Source organism: Saccharopolyspora tripterygii, from assembly GCF_054778355.1.
On record NZ_BAAGZP010000008.1, the window covers coordinates 46,427 to 65,549 of the forward strand.

Annotated in this window: 17 protein-coding genes; 7 read left to right on the plus strand and 10 right to left on the minus strand. The window is 69.5% G+C overall.

The annotated features are described in order from the left end of the window. Nucleotides 1-73: 73 nt before the first annotated feature. Together ACYVF3_RS05655 and ACYVF3_RS05660 are read left to right on the plus strand one after the other, a co-directional pair. Nucleotides 74-1,030, plus strand: coding sequence for an aldo/keto reductase (locus ACYVF3_RS05655; protein ID WP_461153129.1), 957 nt, complete (start codon nucleotides 74-76; stop codon nucleotides 1,028-1,030). Between the two features lie 56 nt (nucleotides 1,031-1,086). Then, on the plus strand, nucleotides 1,087-1,845 hold the full coding sequence (locus ACYVF3_RS05660; RefSeq protein ID WP_461153130.1) for an SDR family NAD(P)-dependent oxidoreductase: 759 nt from the start codon (nucleotides 1,087-1,089) through the stop codon (nucleotides 1,843-1,845). Between the two features lie 122 nt (nucleotides 1,846-1,967). On the opposite strand, the gene ACYVF3_RS05665 is transcribed toward ACYVF3_RS05660, so the two are convergent. Then, entirely contained in the window at nucleotides 1,968-3,602 is a 1,635-nt protein-coding gene (locus ACYVF3_RS05665) for a TM0106 family RecB-like putative nuclease (RefSeq protein WP_461153131.1), read from the minus strand. A 177-nt stretch (nucleotides 3,603-3,779) separates the two neighbouring features. Here ACYVF3_RS05665 and ACYVF3_RS05670 point away from each other — a divergent pair, with 177 nt between their 5' ends. Further along, entirely contained in the window at nucleotides 3,780-4,535 is a 756-nt protein-coding gene (locus tag ACYVF3_RS05670; RefSeq protein ID WP_461153132.1) for a DUF6474 family protein, read from the plus strand. A 51-nt stretch (nucleotides 4,536-4,586) separates the two neighbouring features. Here ACYVF3_RS05670 and ACYVF3_RS05675 read toward each other — a convergent pair whose 3' ends face one another. The 5 genes from ACYVF3_RS05675 to ACYVF3_RS05695 are packed head-to-tail and all read right to left on the minus strand — an operon-like array spanning nucleotide 4,587 to nucleotide 9,803. Continuing rightward, complete coding sequence (locus tag ACYVF3_RS05675; protein WP_461153133.1) at nucleotides 4,587-5,573, minus strand: glycine betaine ABC transporter substrate-binding protein; 987 nt, start codon at nucleotides 5,571-5,573, stop codon at nucleotides 4,587-4,589. A gap of 8 nt (nucleotides 5,574-5,581) precedes the next feature. After that, on the minus strand, nucleotides 5,582-6,349 hold the full coding sequence (locus tag ACYVF3_RS05680; protein WP_461153134.1) for an ABC transporter permease: 768 nt from the start codon (nucleotides 6,347-6,349) through the stop codon (nucleotides 5,582-5,584). Next, nucleotides 6,346-7,557, minus strand: a complete 1,212-nt coding sequence (locus ACYVF3_RS05685) for an ABC transporter ATP-binding protein (RefSeq protein WP_461153135.1) — start codon at nucleotides 7,555-7,557, stop codon at nucleotides 6,346-6,348. Before ACYVF3_RS05685 ends, ACYVF3_RS05680 begins: the two co-directional genes overlap by 4 nt. Continuing rightward, nucleotides 7,550-8,197, minus strand: a complete 648-nt coding sequence (locus tag ACYVF3_RS05690) for an ABC transporter permease (RefSeq protein ID WP_461153136.1) — start codon at nucleotides 8,195-8,197, stop codon at nucleotides 7,550-7,552. The genes ACYVF3_RS05685 and ACYVF3_RS05690 overlap by 8 nt, the downstream gene beginning before the upstream one ends. A 4-nt stretch (nucleotides 8,198-8,201) precedes the next feature. Then, nucleotides 8,202-9,803 carry a BCCT family transporter gene (locus tag ACYVF3_RS05695; RefSeq protein ID WP_461153805.1) on the minus strand — a complete coding sequence of 534 codons (1,602 nt, stop codon included), beginning with the start codon at nucleotides 9,801-9,803 and terminating at the stop codon, nucleotides 8,202-8,204. Nucleotides 9,804-10,262: 459 nt separating this feature from the next. Between ACYVF3_RS05695 and ACYVF3_RS05700 the strand changes: the two genes are divergently transcribed. The 3 genes from ACYVF3_RS05700 to ACYVF3_RS05710 are packed head-to-tail and all read left to right on the plus strand — an operon-like array spanning nucleotide 10,263 to nucleotide 12,061. After that, on the plus strand, nucleotides 10,263-10,760 hold the full coding sequence (locus tag ACYVF3_RS05700; RefSeq protein WP_461153137.1) for a hypothetical protein: 498 nt from the start codon (nucleotides 10,263-10,265) through the stop codon (nucleotides 10,758-10,760). A gap of 33 nt (nucleotides 10,761-10,793) precedes the next feature. Next, the gene (locus ACYVF3_RS05705; RefSeq protein WP_461153138.1) at nucleotides 10,794-11,525 is read left to right on the plus strand and encodes a YcnI family copper-binding membrane protein; all 732 of its coding nucleotides are present in this window, start codon (nucleotides 10,794-10,796) and stop codon (nucleotides 11,523-11,525) included. Further along, on the plus strand, nucleotides 11,522-12,061 hold the full coding sequence (locus ACYVF3_RS05710) for a copper resistance CopC family protein (RefSeq protein WP_461153139.1): 540 nt from the start codon (nucleotides 11,522-11,524) through the stop codon (nucleotides 12,059-12,061). Before ACYVF3_RS05705 ends, ACYVF3_RS05710 begins: the two co-directional genes overlap by 4 nt. Nucleotides 12,062-12,212: 151 nt before the next feature. On the opposite strand, the gene ACYVF3_RS05715 is transcribed toward ACYVF3_RS05710, so the two are convergent. The 4 genes from ACYVF3_RS05715 to ACYVF3_RS05730 form a co-directional block, all read right to left on the minus strand. Beyond that, entirely contained in the window at nucleotides 12,213-14,630 is a 2,418-nt protein-coding gene (locus ACYVF3_RS05715) for an L-tyrosine/L-tryptophan isonitrile synthase family protein (protein ID WP_461153140.1), read from the minus strand. Nucleotides 14,631-14,830: 200 nt separating this feature from the next. Next, nucleotides 14,831-15,139, minus strand: a complete 309-nt coding sequence (locus ACYVF3_RS05720; RefSeq protein WP_461153141.1) for a hypothetical protein — start codon at nucleotides 15,137-15,139, stop codon at nucleotides 14,831-14,833. 181 nt (nucleotides 15,140-15,320) lie between these two features. Next, nucleotides 15,321-16,229 (minus strand): phosphotransferase family protein, encoded by a 909-nt coding sequence (locus ACYVF3_RS05725; RefSeq protein WP_461153142.1) that lies wholly within the window; start codon nucleotides 16,227-16,229, stop codon nucleotides 15,321-15,323. 54 nt (nucleotides 16,230-16,283) lie between these two features. Then, nucleotides 16,284-17,654, minus strand: coding sequence for a helix-turn-helix domain-containing protein (locus ACYVF3_RS05730; protein WP_461153143.1), 1,371 nt, complete (start codon nucleotides 17,652-17,654; stop codon nucleotides 16,284-16,286). 503 nt (nucleotides 17,655-18,157) lie between these two features. On the opposite strand from ACYVF3_RS05730, the gene ACYVF3_RS05735 reads away from it, so the two are divergent. Continuing rightward, nucleotides 18,158-18,496, plus strand: a complete 339-nt coding sequence (locus ACYVF3_RS05735) for a hypothetical protein (RefSeq protein ID WP_145740590.1) — start codon at nucleotides 18,158-18,160, stop codon at nucleotides 18,494-18,496. Nucleotides 18,497-19,123 lie beyond the last annotated feature (627 nt).

Genomic DNA, 19,123 nt, shown 5'->3' on the forward strand with positions numbered 1-19,123 from the left:
CCCGCTTCGCCCAGAGTTCACGAGCTATATGACGCAGGTGACGAGTTGGGAACCTGCCGTTTAGGCTGCGCGCGTGGATCAGAGACGCTTGGGGGAATCGGGTCTCGCGGTGAGCGCGGTCGGCCTCGGCTGCAACAACCTCGGACGACCCGGAACCGCGACCGAAACGCTGTCCGGAACCCGCGCCGTCGTGGACGCGGCGCTGGATGCCGGGATCACCTTCTTCGACGTGGCCGACACCTACGGCTCACCGCGGGGCCGCAGCGAGGAACTGCTCGGGCAGGCGCTGTCGGGACGGCGGGACCTGGCGGTCATCGCCACCAAGTTCGGCATGGACATGCAGGGCTCCAACGGGCCCGACTTCGGCGCCCGCGGTTCCCGCCGGTACGTGCGGCGGGCCGTCGAGTCCTCGCTGCGACGGCTCGCGACCGACTGGATCGACCTGTACCAGCTGCACCGGCCGGACCCGCTGACACCGCTGGAGGAAACCCTCTCGGTGCTCGACGACCTGGTCCGCGAGGGCAAGATCCGCTACGTCGGGCACTGCAACCTGGCGGGCTGGCAGGTCGCCGACGCCAGCTGGACGGCGACCTCCGCCGGGCTGACCGCACCGGTGTCGAGCCAGCACCACTACTCGCTCCTCTCCCGCGAGGTGGAGCGCGAGGTCGTGCCCGCCGCGCAGCGCTTCGGACTCGGCCTGCTGCCGTACTTCCCGCTCGCCAACGGTCTGCTGACCGGCAAGTACCGGCGCGACCAGATCCCACCGGCGGACAGCAGGCTGGCCGGGCGCGCGCAGCTGCTGACCGAGGCGCCGTGGGACCGGATCGAGAAGCTGCGGCTGTTCGCCGAGCAGCGCGGCATCACGATGAGCACCGTCGCTCTCGGCTGGCTCGCCGCGCAGAGCCCCGTCGCCTCGGTCATCGCCGGCGCCACCAGCCCGGAGCAGGTCCAGGCCAACGCGCAGGCCGCGAACTGGACCCCGGACGACGCCGACCTCGCAACGCTCAACGCCCTCTGCCCGGCAGTCTGAAACAACTCCTCCCCACCACCGATCACGAACCGAGTTCGAGAACAGGACGCACCACGATGCAGATCACCGACACCGCAGCGATCGTCACCGGCGGAGCCTCCGGACTCGGCGCCGCCACCGCCCGGGCGCTGGCCGGGCGGGGCGCGAAGGTGTTCGCGGTGGACCTGCCGAGCGGCATCGAGAAGGCGCCGATCGTCGACGGCATCACCTACACCGCGGCCGACGTCACCGACGCCGACCAGGTGCAGACCGCGGTCGAGCAGGCCGCCGGGTCGGGGAACCCGCTGCGGATCGTGGTGAACTGCGCGGGGATCGGCCCGTCCGCGCGCATCGCCGGCCGCAAGGGCGTCCACGACCTCGACCTGTTCCGCAAGGTGCTGGAGATCAACCTGCTCGGCACCTTCAACGTCATGCGGCTGGCCGCTGCGGCGATCGGTGAGACCGAGGCCGACCAGCACGGGCAGCGCGGCGTGGTGATCAACACGGCGTCGGTGGCCGCCTACGACGGGCAGATCGGGCAGGCCGCCTACGCCGCGTCCAAGGGCGGTGTCGCGAGCCTGACGCTGCCGGCCGCGCGCGACCTGTCGTCGAACGGGATCCGGGTCATGACCATCGCCCCCGGCATCGTGGACACCCCGATGCTGGCGACCGTGAGCGACGAGTTCCGGCAGGGGCTGGCCGACGGCGTCCCGTTCCCCAAGCGCCTCGGCACCCCGGAGGACTACGCGCAGCTGGCGCTGAACATCGTCGAGCACGACTACCTCAACGGCGAGGTCATCCGGATGGACGGAGCCCTCCGCATGGCCCCCCGCTGACCGAGGGGCAGTTTTGGTCCGAACCGTCCATGATCAATGACCGTTTTGCCCGGTCAATTCGGACCAAAACTGCCCGACTCCCGGTCACACCTTCGCAGGAAGTCCCCCGCTCGGAACGGCTTTCAGAGGTCTTCGGCGTAGGGGATTTCGTTGGCCGCTTCGGAGGTCATCCAGGTGCGGATGGTGAAGGTGGCGCGGACGTCGTCCTCGTTGTAGGTGAGGAGGCGTTCGCGCTGCGTCAGGTCCCGCTCCCCGCCGTCGAGGGCGACCGCGTCGCGGTACCAGCGCATCGAGTTCTCGCCGCTGGCCTCCGGGTCGCGCCAGCCGAACCCGGCGCTGGGAGCGATCACCTTGAGCCCCTTGCCGTTCGGGCACAGGAACTGGTCGCGGACCACCGCGAACAGGTCGACCCACTCCGCGGACTGGATGAACTCCTTGACCTCGGACACCGGCGGAACGCCCGGCTTCCCGGCGAAGCGCTCGGCGGAGGCCAGCATCCAGCGGTTCTCCGCGAGCTCGTTGTAGCAGTAGGCGCGGAAGCTCAGGCCGCGCTCGAACGCCGTGCGGCGGACCCGGGTGAACCAGCCCCAGAACTCCGCGAAGGACCGCGCCTCGTCGTCGTCCGGCAGCGGCTCCCAGGTGACGAACGCACGGTAGCCCTGCGCCTCGTCGATGTCGGCGCCGGACAGCCAGCAGCCCCACATGTAGGCGCCGGCGTCGGCGTAGCTCTCCATGTCGACGTCGATCTCGACGTCACCGCGCGGCACGTCGAGATCGCGGACCCGGCGCACCAGCGGCATCTCCCGCAGCCACGCCTTGGCCAGCAGGATCGCGTCGGTGTTGCGCACGCCGGTGAGCTGCAGGTCCTCGGCGCTCTCCAGCGGCATCCCGGCCAGCTGGTCGACGGTGGTGATGCCCCGCTCGCGCAGCACGGTGGCGTCCTCGCCGCGCACCACCAGGCTCACGTCGTTCGACTCGCGCAGCTGGGACTCGCAGATCGGCCACCACGGGCAGCCGCGGCACTCGGTGATCCGGGACGGCTGCGCCAGCGGTTCGTCGCCGGCGGCGGCGGCGGTGGCGATCGCGAGCCGGTCGCCGAACCGGGCGTCGTACTCGGCGAGCGCGGTGCGGCCACCGGGCCAGTTGGGGCTGCGCAGGTCGTGCCAGACGACCGCATCGGCCTCGACGCCGATCGCGCCGCCGGTCCGGTCGCCCGCGTCGAAACCGCAGGCCTCCAGCAACCGGATCGCGTGAACCAGCCGCAGCTGGTCGCGGGGTTGCGGCCGGACCTTCCGCTTCTGGTCGGCCTGCGCCGCCTCGGGCACCGGGTGCTCGATCGGCGAGGTCTTCGCGCCGCGGCCGGGGTCGGTGATCTTGTGCCGGACCACCAGCACGGGCACGTAGCCGTTCCCGCTGCGCACCAGGAGGTCGATCGCCCCTCGACGGCCGCCTTCGGCGTCGTCGGGCAGTTGCGCGCCGGAGATGTAGCCGACCCCCTCGCGCATCGCGTCGAGGGTGAGGGTGGCGCGCTCGGCGTAGGGCAGGCCGCGCGGGACCTCGGTCCGCTGCGTCCCGAGCAGTTCACCCAGCTGGGCGGCGACGGAGCGGCGGTGCTCGGCCGCGTCGGCGATCCGCTGCTCGACCCCCAGGTCCAGCGGCGAGGTCGGCGCGTCGCGCATCGTCGGGTCGTTCTCCAGGTGCACGCGTCGACGGCACCGCGTCACCACGCCTGCGTCGAGCAGCACCTCATCCTTCACGGGTAAAAGGGTATGCGGTGGCCCTGACAGCCGCGCCCATCACCCCGGTGACGTCCGAGGCCTGCGACGACCACTCCCGGTGCACACACGATCGCGTTCTGCTTTCGTGCGCTGGTCCATCCGGACTTATGGTGATCGCGGTGGGAGGGAGTACGCGGATCCGGGGAGGTGTGCGCGGTGAGGAGACTCGCCAAGCGACGCGGGAAGAGCACTCAGGGTGCCCAGCGGGGGTGCCGGAGGTGCGCCGCCAAGAAGTCGAAGGCCGACAAGAGGACTCGGCGCCGAGTCGACAAATCGGCCAAGCGGGAAGCCGCCCAGAAGGCGGCCGAGCAGAAGGCGGCTCAGAAGGCCGCGAAGCAGGAGCAGCCCGCGACCGAGCAGCAGCAAGCCCCCGGGACCCCGCCGCCGCTGACCTCCGCGCCGGTGGGCAAGAAGGCGGCGAAGGCGCTGCTCAAGGCGGACAAGCAGACGGCCAAGGCGATCAAGAAGGGCGAGTTCGGGACGGTCACCCCGGGCAACGCCAAGAAGGTCGTCGGCATCCTCAAGATCGTCGGCCCGCTGCTCGCCCCCTACGCGCTGCGCGCGATGAGCAAGGCGCGGGCGGGCTACGACAAGTCCCGCGCCCGCAAGCTGGGGGTCCCGGTCGACGACCTCGGCAAGTTCACCGGGCACGGCGCCTCGTTGCACGCGCGCATCGCCGGGGACTCGGCCGCCGTGCGCGATCTGCGCCAGCAGGCCAAGGGGGACGAACGAGGCCACGCCGCGACCTACGCCGACCAGGCCGAGGCCCGGCTGGCGCAGCTGAGCAGCGCGGTCCGCGCCGCCGAGCGGATGCCCACGCACCGCCGCCGGTCCGCGCACCGGGCCGTGGACGGGGAGCTCTCCCGGATCGAGACCGAGCTGCTCACCCGCTTCGGCGTGCCCACGGCGTGAAGAAGGGCGGGGCGCCTCCTGATCGTCAGACGCCCCGCCCTTCGCACGTGATCAGCCCTGACCGGGGATCTTGACCAGGCCCTTCTCGACCATCCAGTCACGCGCGACGTCGGCCGGGTCCCGGCCATCGACGTCCACCTGCGCGTTGAGCTTCATCAGCTCCTGGTTGGTCAGCCGCTCGGAGACCGGCGCGAAGACCTGCGTCAGCTGCGGGTAGCGCTTCAGCATCTCGTCGCGGAGCGTGACTCCGATGTTGTACCGCGGGAAGAACTGCTTGTCGTCGGCCAGCAGCTTCAGGTTCAGCGACTGGATCCGGCCGTCGGTGGTGAACACCTCGCCGAACGTGCAGGTCCCCTGGGCCGTGGCCTGGTAGATCGCACCTTCGGTGAGCACCTTGACCTTGCCCGGGTCGGTCTTGAACCCGTAGGCCTGCTCCACGCCCGGCAGCCCGTCGTTGCGGCTGGCGAACTCGGTGTCCACGCAGAACGTGGCGTCCTCCGGGTGCTCGGCCATGACCCTGGGGATGTCCGAGACCTTCTCCACGCCCAGCCGCTTGGCGGCGTCCTGGTTGACCGAGAACGTGTAGGTGTTGTCCACCTGGTAGTCGATCGCGGTCCAGGCCACCCCGTTGCGTTCGAGGTCCTGCTTCTTGACGGCCTCGAACTGGGCGCGGGCGTCCGGGATCGGGTCGTTGTTGCCGTTGTAGTTGACCCACGACGTGCCCGTGTAGTCCCACAGGATGTCGATCTGGTTGCTGGTCAGCGCGTTGCGCGCGGTGGTCGAGCCCTGGATGGAGCTCAGGTCCCGCACGTTGGCGCCCGCAGCGGCCAGAGCGAACTCGCCGAGGTAGCCCATGATGAGCTGCTCGGTGAAGTTCTTCGACCCGACCGTGATCGTCTGGCCCTCCAGCTCCGGAACGGGCTGGATGATGCCCGGTTCGACCGCCAGCGGGAGCGACGAACCGGAGCTGAGCCCGCAGCTCGACAGCAGCAACCCGGCCATCGCCAGCGAGGCCGCTTTGAGCGCACGACTGCGCATGCGGAGATTCATCGCAACCCCCTCGGCGACAGGTAGGTCTCGGCCAGCGCGCCGAGCCAGTCGACCAGCAGCGCCAGGGCCATCGCCAGCACGGAGCCGACGATCATGACCGTGTAGTCGTTGAGCTTGTACCCGGTGTCGATCAGCTCGCCGAGGCCACCCGCGCCCACGAACAGCGCCAGCGTCGCGGTGCCGACCGCGAGCACCAGCGAGGTCCGCAGACCGGCGAGGATGAACGGCACCGCCAGCGGCATCTCGATGCGCATCAGCACGCTCGAACCGGACATGCCGATGCCTCGACCGGCGTCGACCAGCGACGCGTCCACCGACTGCAGCCCGACGATCGTGTTGCGCAGGACCGGCAGCAGGGCGTAGAAGGCGATCGGCAGCGCCGCGATCCAGAACCCGGTGGAACCACCGGTGAACAGGAAGAACAGCACCAGCAAGCCCATCGAGGGGGCCGCCTGGCCGATGTTGGCGATGCCGATGACCACGGGTGCGACCCGGCGTGCCCAGCTCCGGCTGAGCACCACGCCCAGCGGTACCGCGACCAGCACGACGATCAGCGCCACGGTGAAGCTGATCATGAAGTGCGTCCAGGTCAGGCCCAGGATCGTCGACGGGTTGAGGTTCCGGAGCGTCACCTCGTCGTTGTCCCTGGTGAAGGCCCAGAGCAGCACCGCCGCGACCAGCACCACCACGGTCACCGGCTGGACCAGCAGCCGCAGCCGCTCGGCCCGCGTGGACCCGGAGTCGGAAGCGTAAGCGCTGCTCATGAGGCGTCAGCCCCAGACCCGGTGGTTTCCGCCGCCGGCTCGTCGGCGTCGTCGGAGGCGTTCTCCTCGCGCAGCGCCTTGATCGTGTTCATCACGGTGTCGATGTCGACCACGCCGACGTACTCACCGCGCGAACCCGTCACCACGGCGACGCCGTCGTCGTCGGTCAGGATCGCCTCCAGGGCGTCCTGCAGCGTCGAGGCCCGCGAGACCGAGTCCTCGACCGGACGGCCGGCCCGCGACAGATCCGACACCGAGCCCGCCTCGCGAGCGGTCGCCCAGCGCACCGGGCGGTTGCGCTTGTCGAGCACCAAGCCGATCGCGCCACGGCGGGTGCCCAGACGTTCGCGCAGCACCGAAGGTGCGTCGTCGACCTTCGCGGTCGGCACTTCGCCGACCTCGATCTCGCGCACGCGGCGCAGCGTGAGCTGCTTGAGCGCCGCGCCCGCCCCGACGAATCCGGCGACCGTGTCATCGGCCGGGTTGGTCAGGATCGCTTCCGGGGTGTCGTACTGCAGGATCTTCGAGCGCTCGCCCAGCACCGCGATCCGGTCGCCGAGCTTGACCGCCTCGTCGAAGTCGTGCGTGACGAACACGATCGTTTTCCCCAGGTCTGCCTGCAGGCGCATGAGTTCGTCCTGCAGCACACCGCGGGTGATCGGGTCCACCGCGCCGAAGGGCTCGTCCATCAGCAGCACCGGCGGGTTCGCCGCGAGCGCGCGGGCAACGCCGACGCGCTGCTGCTGCCCACCGGAGAGCTGCCGCGGGTAGCGGCCCCGGTACTCGGTCGGGTCGAGGTTGACCAGGTCGAGCATCTCGTCCACGCGCTCGGCGATGCGCTTGCGGTCCCAGCCGACCATGCCCGGGACCATGCCGACGTTGTCGCCGACGGTCATGTGCGGGAACAGCCCGGCCTGCTGGATCGAGTAGCCGATCTCGCGGCGCAGCTTGTCCGCGTCCAGGCTGAGCACGTCCTGCCCGCCGATGGTGATCTTGCCGGAGGTCGGTTCGATCAGGCGGTTGATCATGCGCATGGTGGTGGTCTTGCCCGAACCCGAAGGCCCGACCAGAACCACCGTCTCCCCTGCGGGGATCGTCATGGTCACCGAATCGACGGCCGCCTGCTTCTGCCCCGGGTAGCGCTTGGAGACCTCTTCGAGCTTGATCTCCACGCCGTGCCCGGCGGTCTTCTTCTCGTCGTCAGCCACGGATACCTCTCGAAGTCGTCAACCGCCCGAACAGCACGAACAAGGCGTCGAGCACGAGTGCCAGGATGACCACGCCGACGGTGCCGGAGATGGCCATGTTCAACGCGTTCGCGCCGCCCAACTGGCCCAGCCCCTGGAACAGCAGGTTCCCGAGACCAGGGCCCTTCGCGTACGCGGCGATGGCGGCGATGCCCATCAACATCTGGGCGCTCACCCGCATGCCGGCGAGGATCGCCGGCCAGGCCAGGCGGAGTTCGACGCGGGTGAGAACGCTGAACCGGTTCATGCCGATCCCTCGCGCCGCGTCCAGAATCGGCTGATCGACGTTCGACAGGCCGACGATCGTGTTCCGCACGATCGGCAGCAGTGCGTAGAGCACGAGCGTCACCACCGACGGGGCCACGCCCAGGCCGAACACCGGGATCAGCAGCCCGAAGAGCGCGAAGGACGGGATCGTCAGGATCGCGCTGGAGAGAGCGGTGGCGATCGCCGCCCCGGCGGGGCTGCGGTAGACCGCAACCCCGACGAGGACGCCGATGATCGTTGCCAGCAGGATGCACTGAACCACCATGCTGACGTGCTGGTACGAGTTCACCAGCAACGATTGCCACCTGGATGCTACGTAGTCCAGGAGATTCAATTATTTACTCTTTCTTGTCGGCATCCGCCGATTCGGACTCCTCGTCGGAAGCCTCCGCTGGCGTCGTGACCAGCTGGAACTCGCCGTCGTGCTCCTCGGTGCCCGCGATGACCGCCTGCTCCAGCACTTCGGCGCCCTTCTGGTCGCGCACCGTGATGTCGTCCGAGCGCAGGTCCTTGAGCATCGCCACGCACATGAAGATCATCACGATGGCGAAGGGCAACGCACCCATGAACGTCAAGTTCTGGATGCCTTCCAACGCCTTGTCCTGCCCGATCACCAACATCACCGCGGCGACGGCACCGGTGGCCGCACCCCAGAAGATGACGACCCACTTGCTCGGTTCGATCGCGCCGCGCTGCGACAGCGTGCCCATGACGATCGACGCCGCGTCGGCACCCGACACGAAGAAGATCGCGACAAGGATCATCACCAGGACGGCGGTGACCAGGGGCAGCGGCAGGTGCTCGAGCACCGCGAAGGTCTGCGCCTCCGCGCTGCCGTCCCCGTAGACGTCCACGTGCTTCTGGGTGTCGATCGAGGCACCACCGAAGATCGCGAACCACACGAGGCTCACGGCGCTGGGAACCAGCAGCACGCCGCCGATGAACTGGCGGATCGTGCGGCCCCGGCTGATCCGGGCGATGAACATGCCGACGAAGGGCGTCCAGGAGATCCACCAGGCCCAGTAGAAGACGGTCCAGCTGCTCAGCCAGTCCTGCATCTCCGCACCGCCGGTAGCGCCGGCGCGCGACGCCATCTCACCGAAGTCGCTCAAGTAGGAGCCGACCGAGGTGGGCAGCAGGTCCAGGATGAACACCGTCGGCCCGAGGACGAAGACGAACAGCGCCAGGATGGCCGCCAGCACCATGTTGATGTTGGACAGCCACTGGATGCCCTTCTCCACGCCCGAGACCGCGGAGAGGATGAAGCAGAGCGTCAGCACGACGATGATCGCGACCAGCACGCCGGTCCCGGCATCGCCCATCGGCCAGTTGGCCGCCTTCATGCCCGACTTGATCTGCAGGGCACCGAGGCCCAGCGAGGCCGCGGAGCCGAACAGCGTCGCGAACAGCGCCAGGATGTCGATGACCTTGCCGAGCGGACCCTCGGCGGCCTTCTTGCCGATCAGCGGCGTGAAGACGCCCGAGATGGTCTGCCTGCGCCCACGGCGGAAGCTGCTGTAGGCGATCGCCAGACCCGCCACCGCGTAGATCGCCCACGGGTGCAGGGTCCAGTGGAACAGCGAAGTGGACATGGCCGTCTTGATGGCCTCTTCGCTCTGGCTCGGGTCCATCCCCGGCGGCGGCGAGACGAAGTGGCTCAGCGGCTCGCTCACGCCGAAGAACATCAGACCGATGCCCATACCGGCGCTGAACATCATGGCGATCCAGGACACCGTGCGGAACTCGGGTCCCTCATCGTCGCGGCCCAGCGGGATCCGGCCGTACTTGCTGAAGGCCAGGAACAGGGCGAAGACGACGAACCCGGTGGCCGCGAGCACGAAGCCCCAGCCGGTGTTCTTGATCAACCAGTCCAGCGCTGCGCCGGAGGCGGTGCTGAGCGACTCGGTCGCGACGGCGCCCCAGGCGACCACCAAGAACATGATGATCGCCGTGACGCCGAACACTACCCAGTCCGTTCTGGGTTTGCCGAGGAACTCGGCATCAGGTTCGGTGGATTGACCGCCCTTGGCGGGGCCACCGCTTTGTTCAGTTTCGGTCGACACAGGTATCGGCGCCGACTTTCGGCGACGCCCCCTCCTCTCCGTCGTCAGTTACGACGCTTTCCCCAACAATCGAACCGCTTAATCCGGCCGTTGGTGGCTCCAAATCGTCGTCAACCTATAAACCGTGACCCAATCGGGTTAACAAGGCAAGCTCACCTGCGGTCAGCGTGGCCGAACCGACACCTAGACTGACCAACCGTGAAGGCTGGTCTGACACCTACGCGGGGCGCTCTGCGCGTCCTGCGCGGTGCTGGTTTGGCCTGCACAGCGGCGTCACTGTCCGTAGCCGCTCACGCGGCCGCGGGCGGGTCGCTCCCGGGGATGGGAACGACCGTCGTGATCACCGTTCTGCTGGCCGGCGCCGGGGTGGCGTTGGCTGATCGCAAGCGCGGGTCGTGGGGCATTCTAGGGGCACTGTCGGTCAGCCAGCTGGCGCTTCACTTCTTTCTCGAGCTGACGGCCCTCGGCCACCACGGATCCGGACATGGGCACGGACCCGCCCCGATCCCGCTCTCGCCGGCGCTCATGACCCTCGCGCACGTGCTCGCGACCCTGGCAACAGCCCTGCTCATGGCCCATGCCGAACAGGTACTGTTCGTAGTCACCCGGTTGTTGCAGGCGATCCTCCCCAAGAAGACGACGCCGTTACCGGTTGTGACACCGCCGCCCACGATCTGCGTGCCCGGGCCGGTTCCGCGGACCCTCGCCCAACTGATCTACCAGCGGATTCACGCACGTCGTGGACCACCGGAATCTCCCGTGGAAAGCAACGATCCGGTGTACATCACCGATCGATCATTGCAATTCACCGCATTCGCGCCTAAACGCGCGTGATTAGCCGACTACTACGGGAGATTTCAAGAGAACATGTCGACAAATCGATTCCTCGCGCGGTCCGCGAGCTGGCTCGTGGTGAGCGGCGTGGCCCTCGCGATGGGCACCGCCCCCGCCTTCGCGCACGTCTCCGCGCAGCCCGAGGAGGCCGAGAAGGGCGACCACGCCAAGATCGCCTTCCGCGTCCCCAACGAGGACCCGGTCGCCGGAACCGTGCAGGTCAAGGTGACGCTGCCCGAGCAGTACCCGCTGAGCTCGGTGCGCACCAAGCCGGTCCCCGGCTGGACCGCGCAGGTCGAGAAGGGACCGATCGCACCGGTGATGGTGGACGGAGCCCAGGTCACCGAGGCGGTCCGCTCCATCACCTGGACCGCGCAGCCGGGAACCCGGATCGGCCCGAACGAGTTCAACGAGTTCGAGGCCACCCTCGGCACCCTGCCGGAGAACACCGACCAGCTGGTCCTGCCCACCACGCAGACCTACGACAACGGCAAGGTCGTGGACTGGAACGCCCCGCCCGCACCGGGCGGCGAGGAGCCGGAGCACCCGGCACCGACGCTGAAGCTCGTCGAGGGCAGCGGTGAGGGCCACAGCCACAGCGCCGGCTCGTCCGGCCAGCCGGAGCAGGCCGCTGACCAGCACGGTTCGAGCGACGACACGGCCCGCTACCTCGGCGGCGCCGGACTGCTCGTGGGTGCGCTGGGCCTCGGCGTCGGTGCCGGTGCCCTGGTCCGCGGACGTCGTTCCGGTGGGGACGCATCATGAGGCGGCTGCTGACCGTCGGCGCGTTCGCACTGGTCGCCCTGGTCGGCGGCGCCGCTCCGGCCCTCGCGCACAACGTGCTGGTCGGCAGCGATCCGGCCGAGGGCGCGCAGCTGCCCGCCGGTCCGCGGGAGGTCCGGCTGACCTTCGACCAGCCGGTCCGCGCGGGCGAGTCCTACAACACCGTCAACGTCGTGGGTCCGGACGGCTCGTTCTGGGCGGACGGCCCGGCACGGGTCGAGGGCAACTCGGTCGTCGCCCCGGTCCGCGAGCTCGGACCGGCCGGTACTTACACCGTGGGTTACCGGATCCTCTCCAGCGACGGGCACCCGGTCCCGGGCAAGGTCACCTTCTCGCTGACCGCCCCCGGCAAGGGCACCCCGGCACCTGGCCCGCAGGGCGGACAGGACACCGGTCAGCCCTCTGAACAGGCAGAGCAGTCCGGTGGGATGCCGATCTGGCCGTGGATCGCCGGTGCCGTCCTGGTCGTGGTCCTCGGTCTCGTCCTGGCGTTGCGCCTGGGCAAGCCGAAGAGCTGATCGCCGCGGGGAGGGCGTCCGGGTTTCGCGCCCGGGCGCCCTCCCCTTACCTCTTCGAATCTAGTGAAATTCACAGATCATCGTTCTCGGGGAGAACCCCGGGAACGCTATTTGTGGAATTTCTCGTTCCGTTATTCCGCGGAATTGCCGATCACTTCGTGCGGAGTTGGATCCCTTCGGCGACCGACCGGTCGAGGACGCCGTCGCGAACCAGGTTCGGCGGGACCACGAGCCACGGCTGGGACCGGTCCTCCGGTCCCCAGACCGGGAGGTGGGCCTGGTCGATCAACGAGATCGCGAAGTCCGTCGAGACCTCGTTCCCCCTGCCCAGCGCCGCCGTCCCCTGCCACGGCATCACCGCCGAGCCGCCCAGCGGCACGAACCGGAACCGGCCCGGCTCGGGACGCAGCGACAGGCTCATCCGGACCTTGTCGTGCCGCCACAGGGCGGCGTAGTCGAGCTCGGCGTCCACGTGCTTGTTGGCCAGGTACGTGACCGTCTCTCCCCAGGCCAGGGCCAGCAGCTCCCGCCGGGTGCCGCCCAGCTCGGGATCGCCCAGGTCGAACGGGGCGGTGTAGACGCGGCGGGAGAACTCCACCGGATCGTCACCGGCGTCCGGGACGTCGACCGAGTGCACGATCGAGCGGAACATCTCCGCGAACCCGGGCTGACCGGGACAACCCGGATCGCGCTCGTCGGCCGCGGACAGGGCGGCGCGCGGATCATCGCGCACGTCCAGGCCGGCCAAGGCGGACTCGTAGCGGCCCCGGTGATGCTCCAGCAGTTCCGCCCGCTCGGCCTCGTCCCCGCAGCCGCACTCCGCGGCCGCCTCGTCGACGTTGCGCACCGACATCAGCCGATCCGCCCCGGTCAGCTCCAGCATCCGCCGGAATTCCCGCTGGTAGTCGCGGTACCGGCTTTCGTCCCGGACCCGGAAGTGGCTCGGGTCCGCCAGCGCGGTCACCCGGATCCCCGGCGGGTGGACCCGTCTCACCGCCGCGTCGAGCTGCAGCAGCCGGGCGAGCATCGCGACCTCCGCCAGGTCCGGCAGTCCGCCCAGCGCCTTGAGCCGCGAACCGTCCTGCTTCGTCGGCGGCCCGAGCAGCACGAACTCCGCGGGCTCCCCGGCCGCCGTCGACCGCGAGAGGTCCGCCTCCGCCTGCTCCAGCGGGTACGCCTTGCGGGACGCCCCGAACAGCTTGGCCTGCACGACCTGCCAGATCGCCCGGGTCGTGCCCGTCTCGATGGCCGCCACCCGGTCACCGAGCCGGACCCCGGTCTCCACCGCTCTCCGGCACAGCCCGTCCACGATCTCCGCCTGCTGCTGCTCGGTGAGCCGGACGCCTTGGCGCCACACCGTCGGCCGGGTGCGCATCTCGCCGAGCCGGAGCTGGGCCACGGAGGTGGCGTGCGACAGAGCGGGTCTCGCCAGGTGACCGCGCCCCAGCGGCGCCGGCTGCGGCAGCGTCTCGAAGGTGCCGATGGCGTCGGGCTCGTCGACCCCGGTGAAGCCGGGCGCGGCCACCGGCACGACCAGCGCCTGCGGGAACGCCGTCCGCAGGGCCACCCGGTTGGCGGTCTTGTCGTCGAAGGCGGCCACCGGTTCCCAGCCGGTCGCGGCCCGCAGCGCCGCGACCTTCTGCTCCCCGACGTCCGCGCCCTCGTCGCAGGTGCGCAGTTCGAGGTGCCCGAGACCGTGCTGGGCGAGCGCCTCCTCGGTCGCCGCCCGCATCCGGTGCCTGCGTCCGGTCAGCAGCAGCACCCGTCCACCCGCCTGCTCGACGTCGCTCGCGAACTGGCGGACGCCGGGGGCGAGGTCGTCGGTCAGCAGCGCCTCCCGGTCCCAGGAGATCGCCTGCCGGAACTCGGCGTGCTCCACCTCCGCAGGCAGACCGGCCCGATCGCGGAACGGCCGCCACCCCGGTTCGTACAACCCCGGCAGCACGGGCAGCGGATCGGTCACGCCGAGGGCCTCCACCGCGGCGCGCACTCGCGCACGGGGGTGGAAGGCGCAGAAGTCCAGGTCGAGGGCGACGAGCGGCCGCGGCGCTGCGGGGTCCCGGCGGTGCGCGGCCGCGCGGTCCTTGACCAGCAGCAGCACCCGCTGCAGGACCTCGTGCTGGGCGGACGGGACGTGATGCCGGTGCCGGTGCCAGGGGTGCTCGCCGGTCAGCACCGACAGCAGCCCGGCCGAGCAGAACCGCAGCTCGTCCGCCAGCACCTCGTCCACGTGCGGGCTGAGCGCGGTCAGCCGCCGGTGCAGCCGGGTGATCACCTCGGCCGCGCGGTCCGGGCCGGCGGGGTCCAGGCGCGGGACCACCACCCGGCCGCTCGCGAGGTCGACACCGAGCTCGCCGCTCGGGACCTTCCCAGCGGCCAGCAACCCCCGGACGGTGATCACCACGGGTCTCACGACGCGCTCGATCATCTCGTCCTCGCTGAGATCCAGCGGGTCGGTCAGGCCGACGGTGCCGTTCGGGGCGGTTCCGACCAGGCAGTACTTCGCGAGAAGGGAGTCGCGCGCGAGTTCCTCCAGCGCGCGTTCCGGCAGCGTGCCGGTTGCGTACACCGCGTCTCCTTAACGATTGCAGCGCTCATCAGGCCTTCCACGTGTGGCGGATGGCGGCTGCGCGAGGAGGCGCGAAAATTCGGTTCGGCCGAAACCGACTACGACCGATCGGCGAACCCGCAGGTCACCGCGGGAGTTTCGGCACTCCGGGCGGTGCGGGGCACGGCCCGGCAGACGACGACGCGCAAGTCTGCGAGCGGTCATTCACCGTCGACGAGTTGCACCGGAGCGAGACCGTTCGGCCCGTCCATTCGCCGGAGCGCGGCGCGGGCGCGCCGCTGGAGCTCGCGGCGCGAGATCCAGCCTGCCGCGTAGTGCCGGTACGCCTGGGCCACCATCACCAGCTCGGCGAGGTGGTCGGCGTAGGGCTCGCGCACGTCCGGCGGCAGCTGCCGCATCGACTGGAGGTGGTCGTCCACGATCTCGTCCAGCAGCCGCGCGCTGGCCAGCGCGCGGTCGCGGCGCGATCGCGGAACCTGCTCACCCGGCGAGAACTCAGCGATCCTCATCGACAGCCCATCCGCTTAGCACCGACTCGATGCACCAGTTCGCTCGTATGGTCTACCCCTCCAGGTCGAGTCCTGCGACCGCGAACGACGAGAAAGACGTCGCAAACCGGTCAAGATGGTCCGATCAGACGCATCGAGGTTGATCTGAACGGATCACCTGGTGCTGCCGCCCGAGGGGCGGTCAGCTGTACGGCGCCCACTGGGTGTCCAGATCGCCTTCCCGGATCGTGCGCAGGCGCCAGGTCAGCTGCTCCCGCACGCCGGGGTTGGTGCGCAGGATCGGCAGCACCCCGGTGGTGATCTTGAGTTCGCGCAGTTCGCGCAGCACCGGGAAGCCTTCCCACGACGTGATGTCGAAGCCGTAGGCGTCGGCCAGCTCTCGGTGCCACTCGGCCGGGTAGCCCATCCGCAGGCTGCCCACCGCGATCGGCGTCAGGTCCCACTCCGGTTGACCGATGCACAGCGAGTCGAGATCGCAGAGCAGCGGGCCGTCCGGGCCGCCGATCACGTTGCCCAGGTGCGCGTCCGCGTGGATCACCGCGGGCGGCAGCGGGAACTCCAGCTCGTCGAGCTGCTGTTCCAGGTAGTCGCACCGCTGCTGGAGGAACGCGTGATCCTCCGGGTCGATGTCCACCGCGTCGTTCAGCCTGCGCCGGATGTCGGCCATCGGCTTCCAGGGCTTGAAGGTCTCCTCGGCCAGCGGCTGGGAGTGCATCTGCCGCAGCAGATTCCCCAGGTCGGCGCTGCCTGGGACCCGGCCTTCCTCCGGCACGTACTGCCACAGCGTCCCGCAGTGCGCGCCCGAGTGGACCGGTTGCTCCACACCGGGGAGCAACCGGACCGCGGGCACCCCGTGCATCGCCAGCCAGTGCGCCGCCTCGACGGCGGTGCGGGCCCGGTGGGCGAACGACGAGGACAGCACGACGCGAACGATGACGGGTTCGTCCCGCAGCAGGAAAACCCCGTTGTTGATGAACCTGATCAGCCGGGCACCACGAGGGTTCAGGCCGACGGTCTCGCAGATCTCGGTCAGCGCCAGTTCGAGTTCCGGCGGGACGCTCTGATCCTGGTGAACCTGGTATGTCTTCATGCGCATGTTCTCAACACCGACGTCGCCGGCGGGCCACCCGAGTGCGGGGCGACCTCACGCCTGGCGGAACCGCCGGACTTCCTCGAAGAGGTCACGGGAATCCGAGTTGGCCCGGTGCTTGCCCGCTTCCAGCTCCAGTGGTTTGAGCCGGTCGGCGACACGGGCGGACTTCACGCGCTCACCGAACTGCAGCGCACGACGCCCGACCTTCAGGCCTTCCTGAACGTCGCCTGCCCGGAAGTGGTTGGTTGCCTGCAGACTCAGCCCGAAAACGTGGGTTCGCTGCATGTCCGCGCCATAGGCCTCGTTGCACTTGATGGTCTCGGCGACCGCGATCGAGGCGTGCTTCTTGGGATCGAACACCGCCAGCGCGTCGTGCGCGGAGCCGATCATGCCGTGCAGGTCGTTCTCGGTGAAGAAGCGGACCCAGTCGGGAGCGTCGTCCACGTTGGCGCGGGCGAACTCGTCCTTGGTGCGGCCCACCATCTTCTGCACCTGGTCGGGCTTGTTGAGCATCCCGTAGGCCCAGGCCTCGTTCGCGCAGAGCACCGCGACGGTCAGCGAAGAACCCGATTCCTGCGCGGCGATCTGGCCGAGCTGGAAGAGCTTCAGCGCCTCGTTGGGCTCCTGGTAGTGCAGGTAGACCCGGCCCATCCGGTACAGAACGCTGGCCACGAGGCTGTCGTCATCGGCCCGCTTGGCGAACTCCAGCGCGCGGCCGAAGTGGCTGCGCGCCGGGTCCAGCAGGCCCACGTCGAACGAGGTCCAGCCGGCCAGGCTGTGCATGTCCGCGAGGGCCACGAACAGCTGCTTGCGCACGGGGTCGCTGGAGGTGGAGTCCAGCAGCTGCTGCGCCCAGGAGAGCTGGGCGACCACGGCGTCGCGGCAGGTGCCGCCGCCGTAGCGGTAGTCGAGGTCGCGCAGGGCCTTGGTGGCGGCTTGAATCTGCTGCACATCGGTCATGCCGATGCGCGCCGGAGCCGGAGTCGAGGCGCTGGCGGGCGCCCAGGCACTGTCCTCGGTGCCGAACACCGCGGCGCCCATGGTCACCGCGGCCGCGTGGGACAGGAACTTCCGACGCTTCACCGATTCGTCCTCCTCAGCTTCCAGGGCGTTCGTCGCTTTCGCGACCCGCATCGCGGTCGTCCCGTCGTAGGCGAGGCCCATGTAGCCCCGCGGGATGCCGAGCCCGTCGGCTATTCGGGCCAGCACGTCATAGGCCATGACCTGCCGGCCCTTGAGGATCTCGGACACCTCGGACTGGGACTGCCCCGTCGAGGCGGCGATCTGCCTCTGCGAGACGCCGTGCCGGCGTAATTGCCGGTAGACCTCGCTGACGTCTCTCCGGGCCAGCGCATCCCGCATGTCCCGCTCGTTCCAGACGTCGGGAGTAACGGGCGAGCCGCCAGATCCGATGATGTTCATTTGACCCCCTGACGCTCTCGAACGGGCGTTGATCGCAGAGTAAGCGCACTGCGGCAACTCGGTGAAGCCCGTATCGGTAGAGGTGATCGGTTGCGGTGAAGTCCGCTTACCGCTCGTCGCGGTCTTCGGTCCGGTCGTCGCCTGTCCTCTAGGCGAAGCGACCGCCAGGCACCAATGTAGTCATCAGCAAGCAGCGAGCACAGCCGGGAACCGAGCGGACGGACGGGATCGAGCAGATGGACTCACGAGCGACGAACAGGCGGCAGGAGGGTGGCGGATCCCCGTACGTTCCGGCCCCCGCCAACCGCCGTCGCTGGTGGCACGTCGACTGCCGCGATGTCGCCAACGCCCACCGAAGCCTGGCCGTGCTCGTCAATGGGGACAAGGTGGTGCTCGTCGGACCGCCCGGTCACGCCGCGGAAGTCGAAAGCCGTGGCGCTGGCCAGTTGTCGATGGCGTTGCGGGATGCCGCAACGCAGGCGAGAAAGTGACGGTGACGTCTCATGGATGAGGTCCTGGGGCAGGTGTTGCGCGGCGCGGTCCGTGAGCGGCTCGATGTTCTTTCCGAGCTCGCCGACCGCGCGGACGCCTCCTCCCTGCTCTCCGTGGCGCGCTCCGAGATCCCGCGCCTGACCGCGGGATGGCGAGCGCTGCTCACCGCGCACGAAGCCGACGAGAAGGGCAACTGCCCGGAGTGCTCCGGACGTCGACGCCCGATGAAAGCACCGTGCTCGGTGTGGGAGTCGGCGTACGAGCACCTGGTGGCGGGCGCCCTGGCACCCCGTCCCGCACGGCACCTGCGACCGGCGCACGCTTTGCAGCCGGCCACGCCGGTGCCGTAAGCCGGCGGACTCGGTCCCGGACAGCAGCACCTCCTCCCCGACCCGGGACCGAGAACCGCCAGGGTGGCGGCCGATGAGCGCTTAGTCGCGAATCCCCGACCCCGGCCAACGCGAGTCGGCCGCCACCAAGCTCCAACCCCCGTCCCAACAGCAGACTTCCGCGGGCCGGTGCTGACGCACTCCCCTCCCCCCGACCGGTACCGGTCCGCGGACTCCAACCACTCCGGAACACCGTTTCCCCGGACGGCCCGGAGGCGGAAAAGGCCCTGGACGCGATCTCCCCGACTCGCGCCCAGGGCCTTTCCACATGCAAGACCGAAGTTTTCATGAAAACTTCCCCACGACCCACGTCAGGCAACCACCGAAGGTGCTTTCTCAGTACCCCCCAAAGCAACCGGCACCGCCCCGGTTCTCGGACGCAAGACGGAAGTTTTCATGAAAACTTCCCCACGTCAGGCAACCGGCGAAGCCGGTTTCTCAGTACCCACCCCAGCAACCGGCACCGCCGCGGGTTCTCAGACGTCTTCTGGGGAGGACAGCCGACGTGCCGTGTATTGGCATACATAAGCCTCGGATCCCGGAGCCAGAAGGCGTCTGAGGTTCCGCTACCCGCACCGCCGAGCAGAG

Bases quoted from the DNA above. Each gene is read 5' to 3' on its own strand.
- ACYVF3_RS05660 (WP_461153130.1), top strand. From the start codon at position 1,087: ATGCAGATCACCGACACCGCAGCGATCGTCACCGGCGGAGCCTCCGGA.
- ACYVF3_RS05675 (WP_461153133.1), bottom strand. From the start codon at position 5,573: ATGCGCAGTCGTGCGCTCAAAGCGGCCTCGCTGGCGATGGCCGGGTTG.
- ACYVF3_RS05680 (WP_461153134.1), bottom strand. From the start codon at position 6,349: ATGAGCAGCGCTTACGCTTCCGACTCCGGGTCCACGCGGGCCGAGCGG.
- ACYVF3_RS05695 (WP_461153805.1), bottom strand. From the start codon at position 9,803: ATGTTCTTGGTGGTCGCCTGGGGCGCCGTCGCGACCGAGTCGCTCAGC.
- ACYVF3_RS05705 (WP_461153138.1), top strand. From the start codon at position 10,794: ATGTCGACAAATCGATTCCTCGCGCGGTCCGCGAGCTGGCTCGTGGTG.
- ACYVF3_RS05710 (WP_461153139.1), top strand. From the start codon at position 11,522: ATGAGGCGGCTGCTGACCGTCGGCGCGTTCGCACTGGTCGCCCTGGTC.
- ACYVF3_RS05720 (WP_461153141.1), bottom strand. From the start codon at position 15,139: ATGAGGATCGCTGAGTTCTCGCCGGGTGAGCAGGTTCCGCGATCGCGC.
- ACYVF3_RS05725 (WP_461153142.1), bottom strand. From the start codon at position 16,229: ATGAAGACATACCAGGTTCACCAGGATCAGAGCGTCCCGCCGGAACTC.
- ACYVF3_RS05730 (WP_461153143.1), bottom strand. From the start codon at position 17,654: ATGAACATCATCGGATCTGGCGGCTCGCCCGTTACTCCCGACGTCTGG.
- ACYVF3_RS05735 (WP_145740590.1), top strand. From the start codon at position 18,158: ATGGATGAGGTCCTGGGGCAGGTGTTGCGCGGCGCGGTCCGTGAGCGG.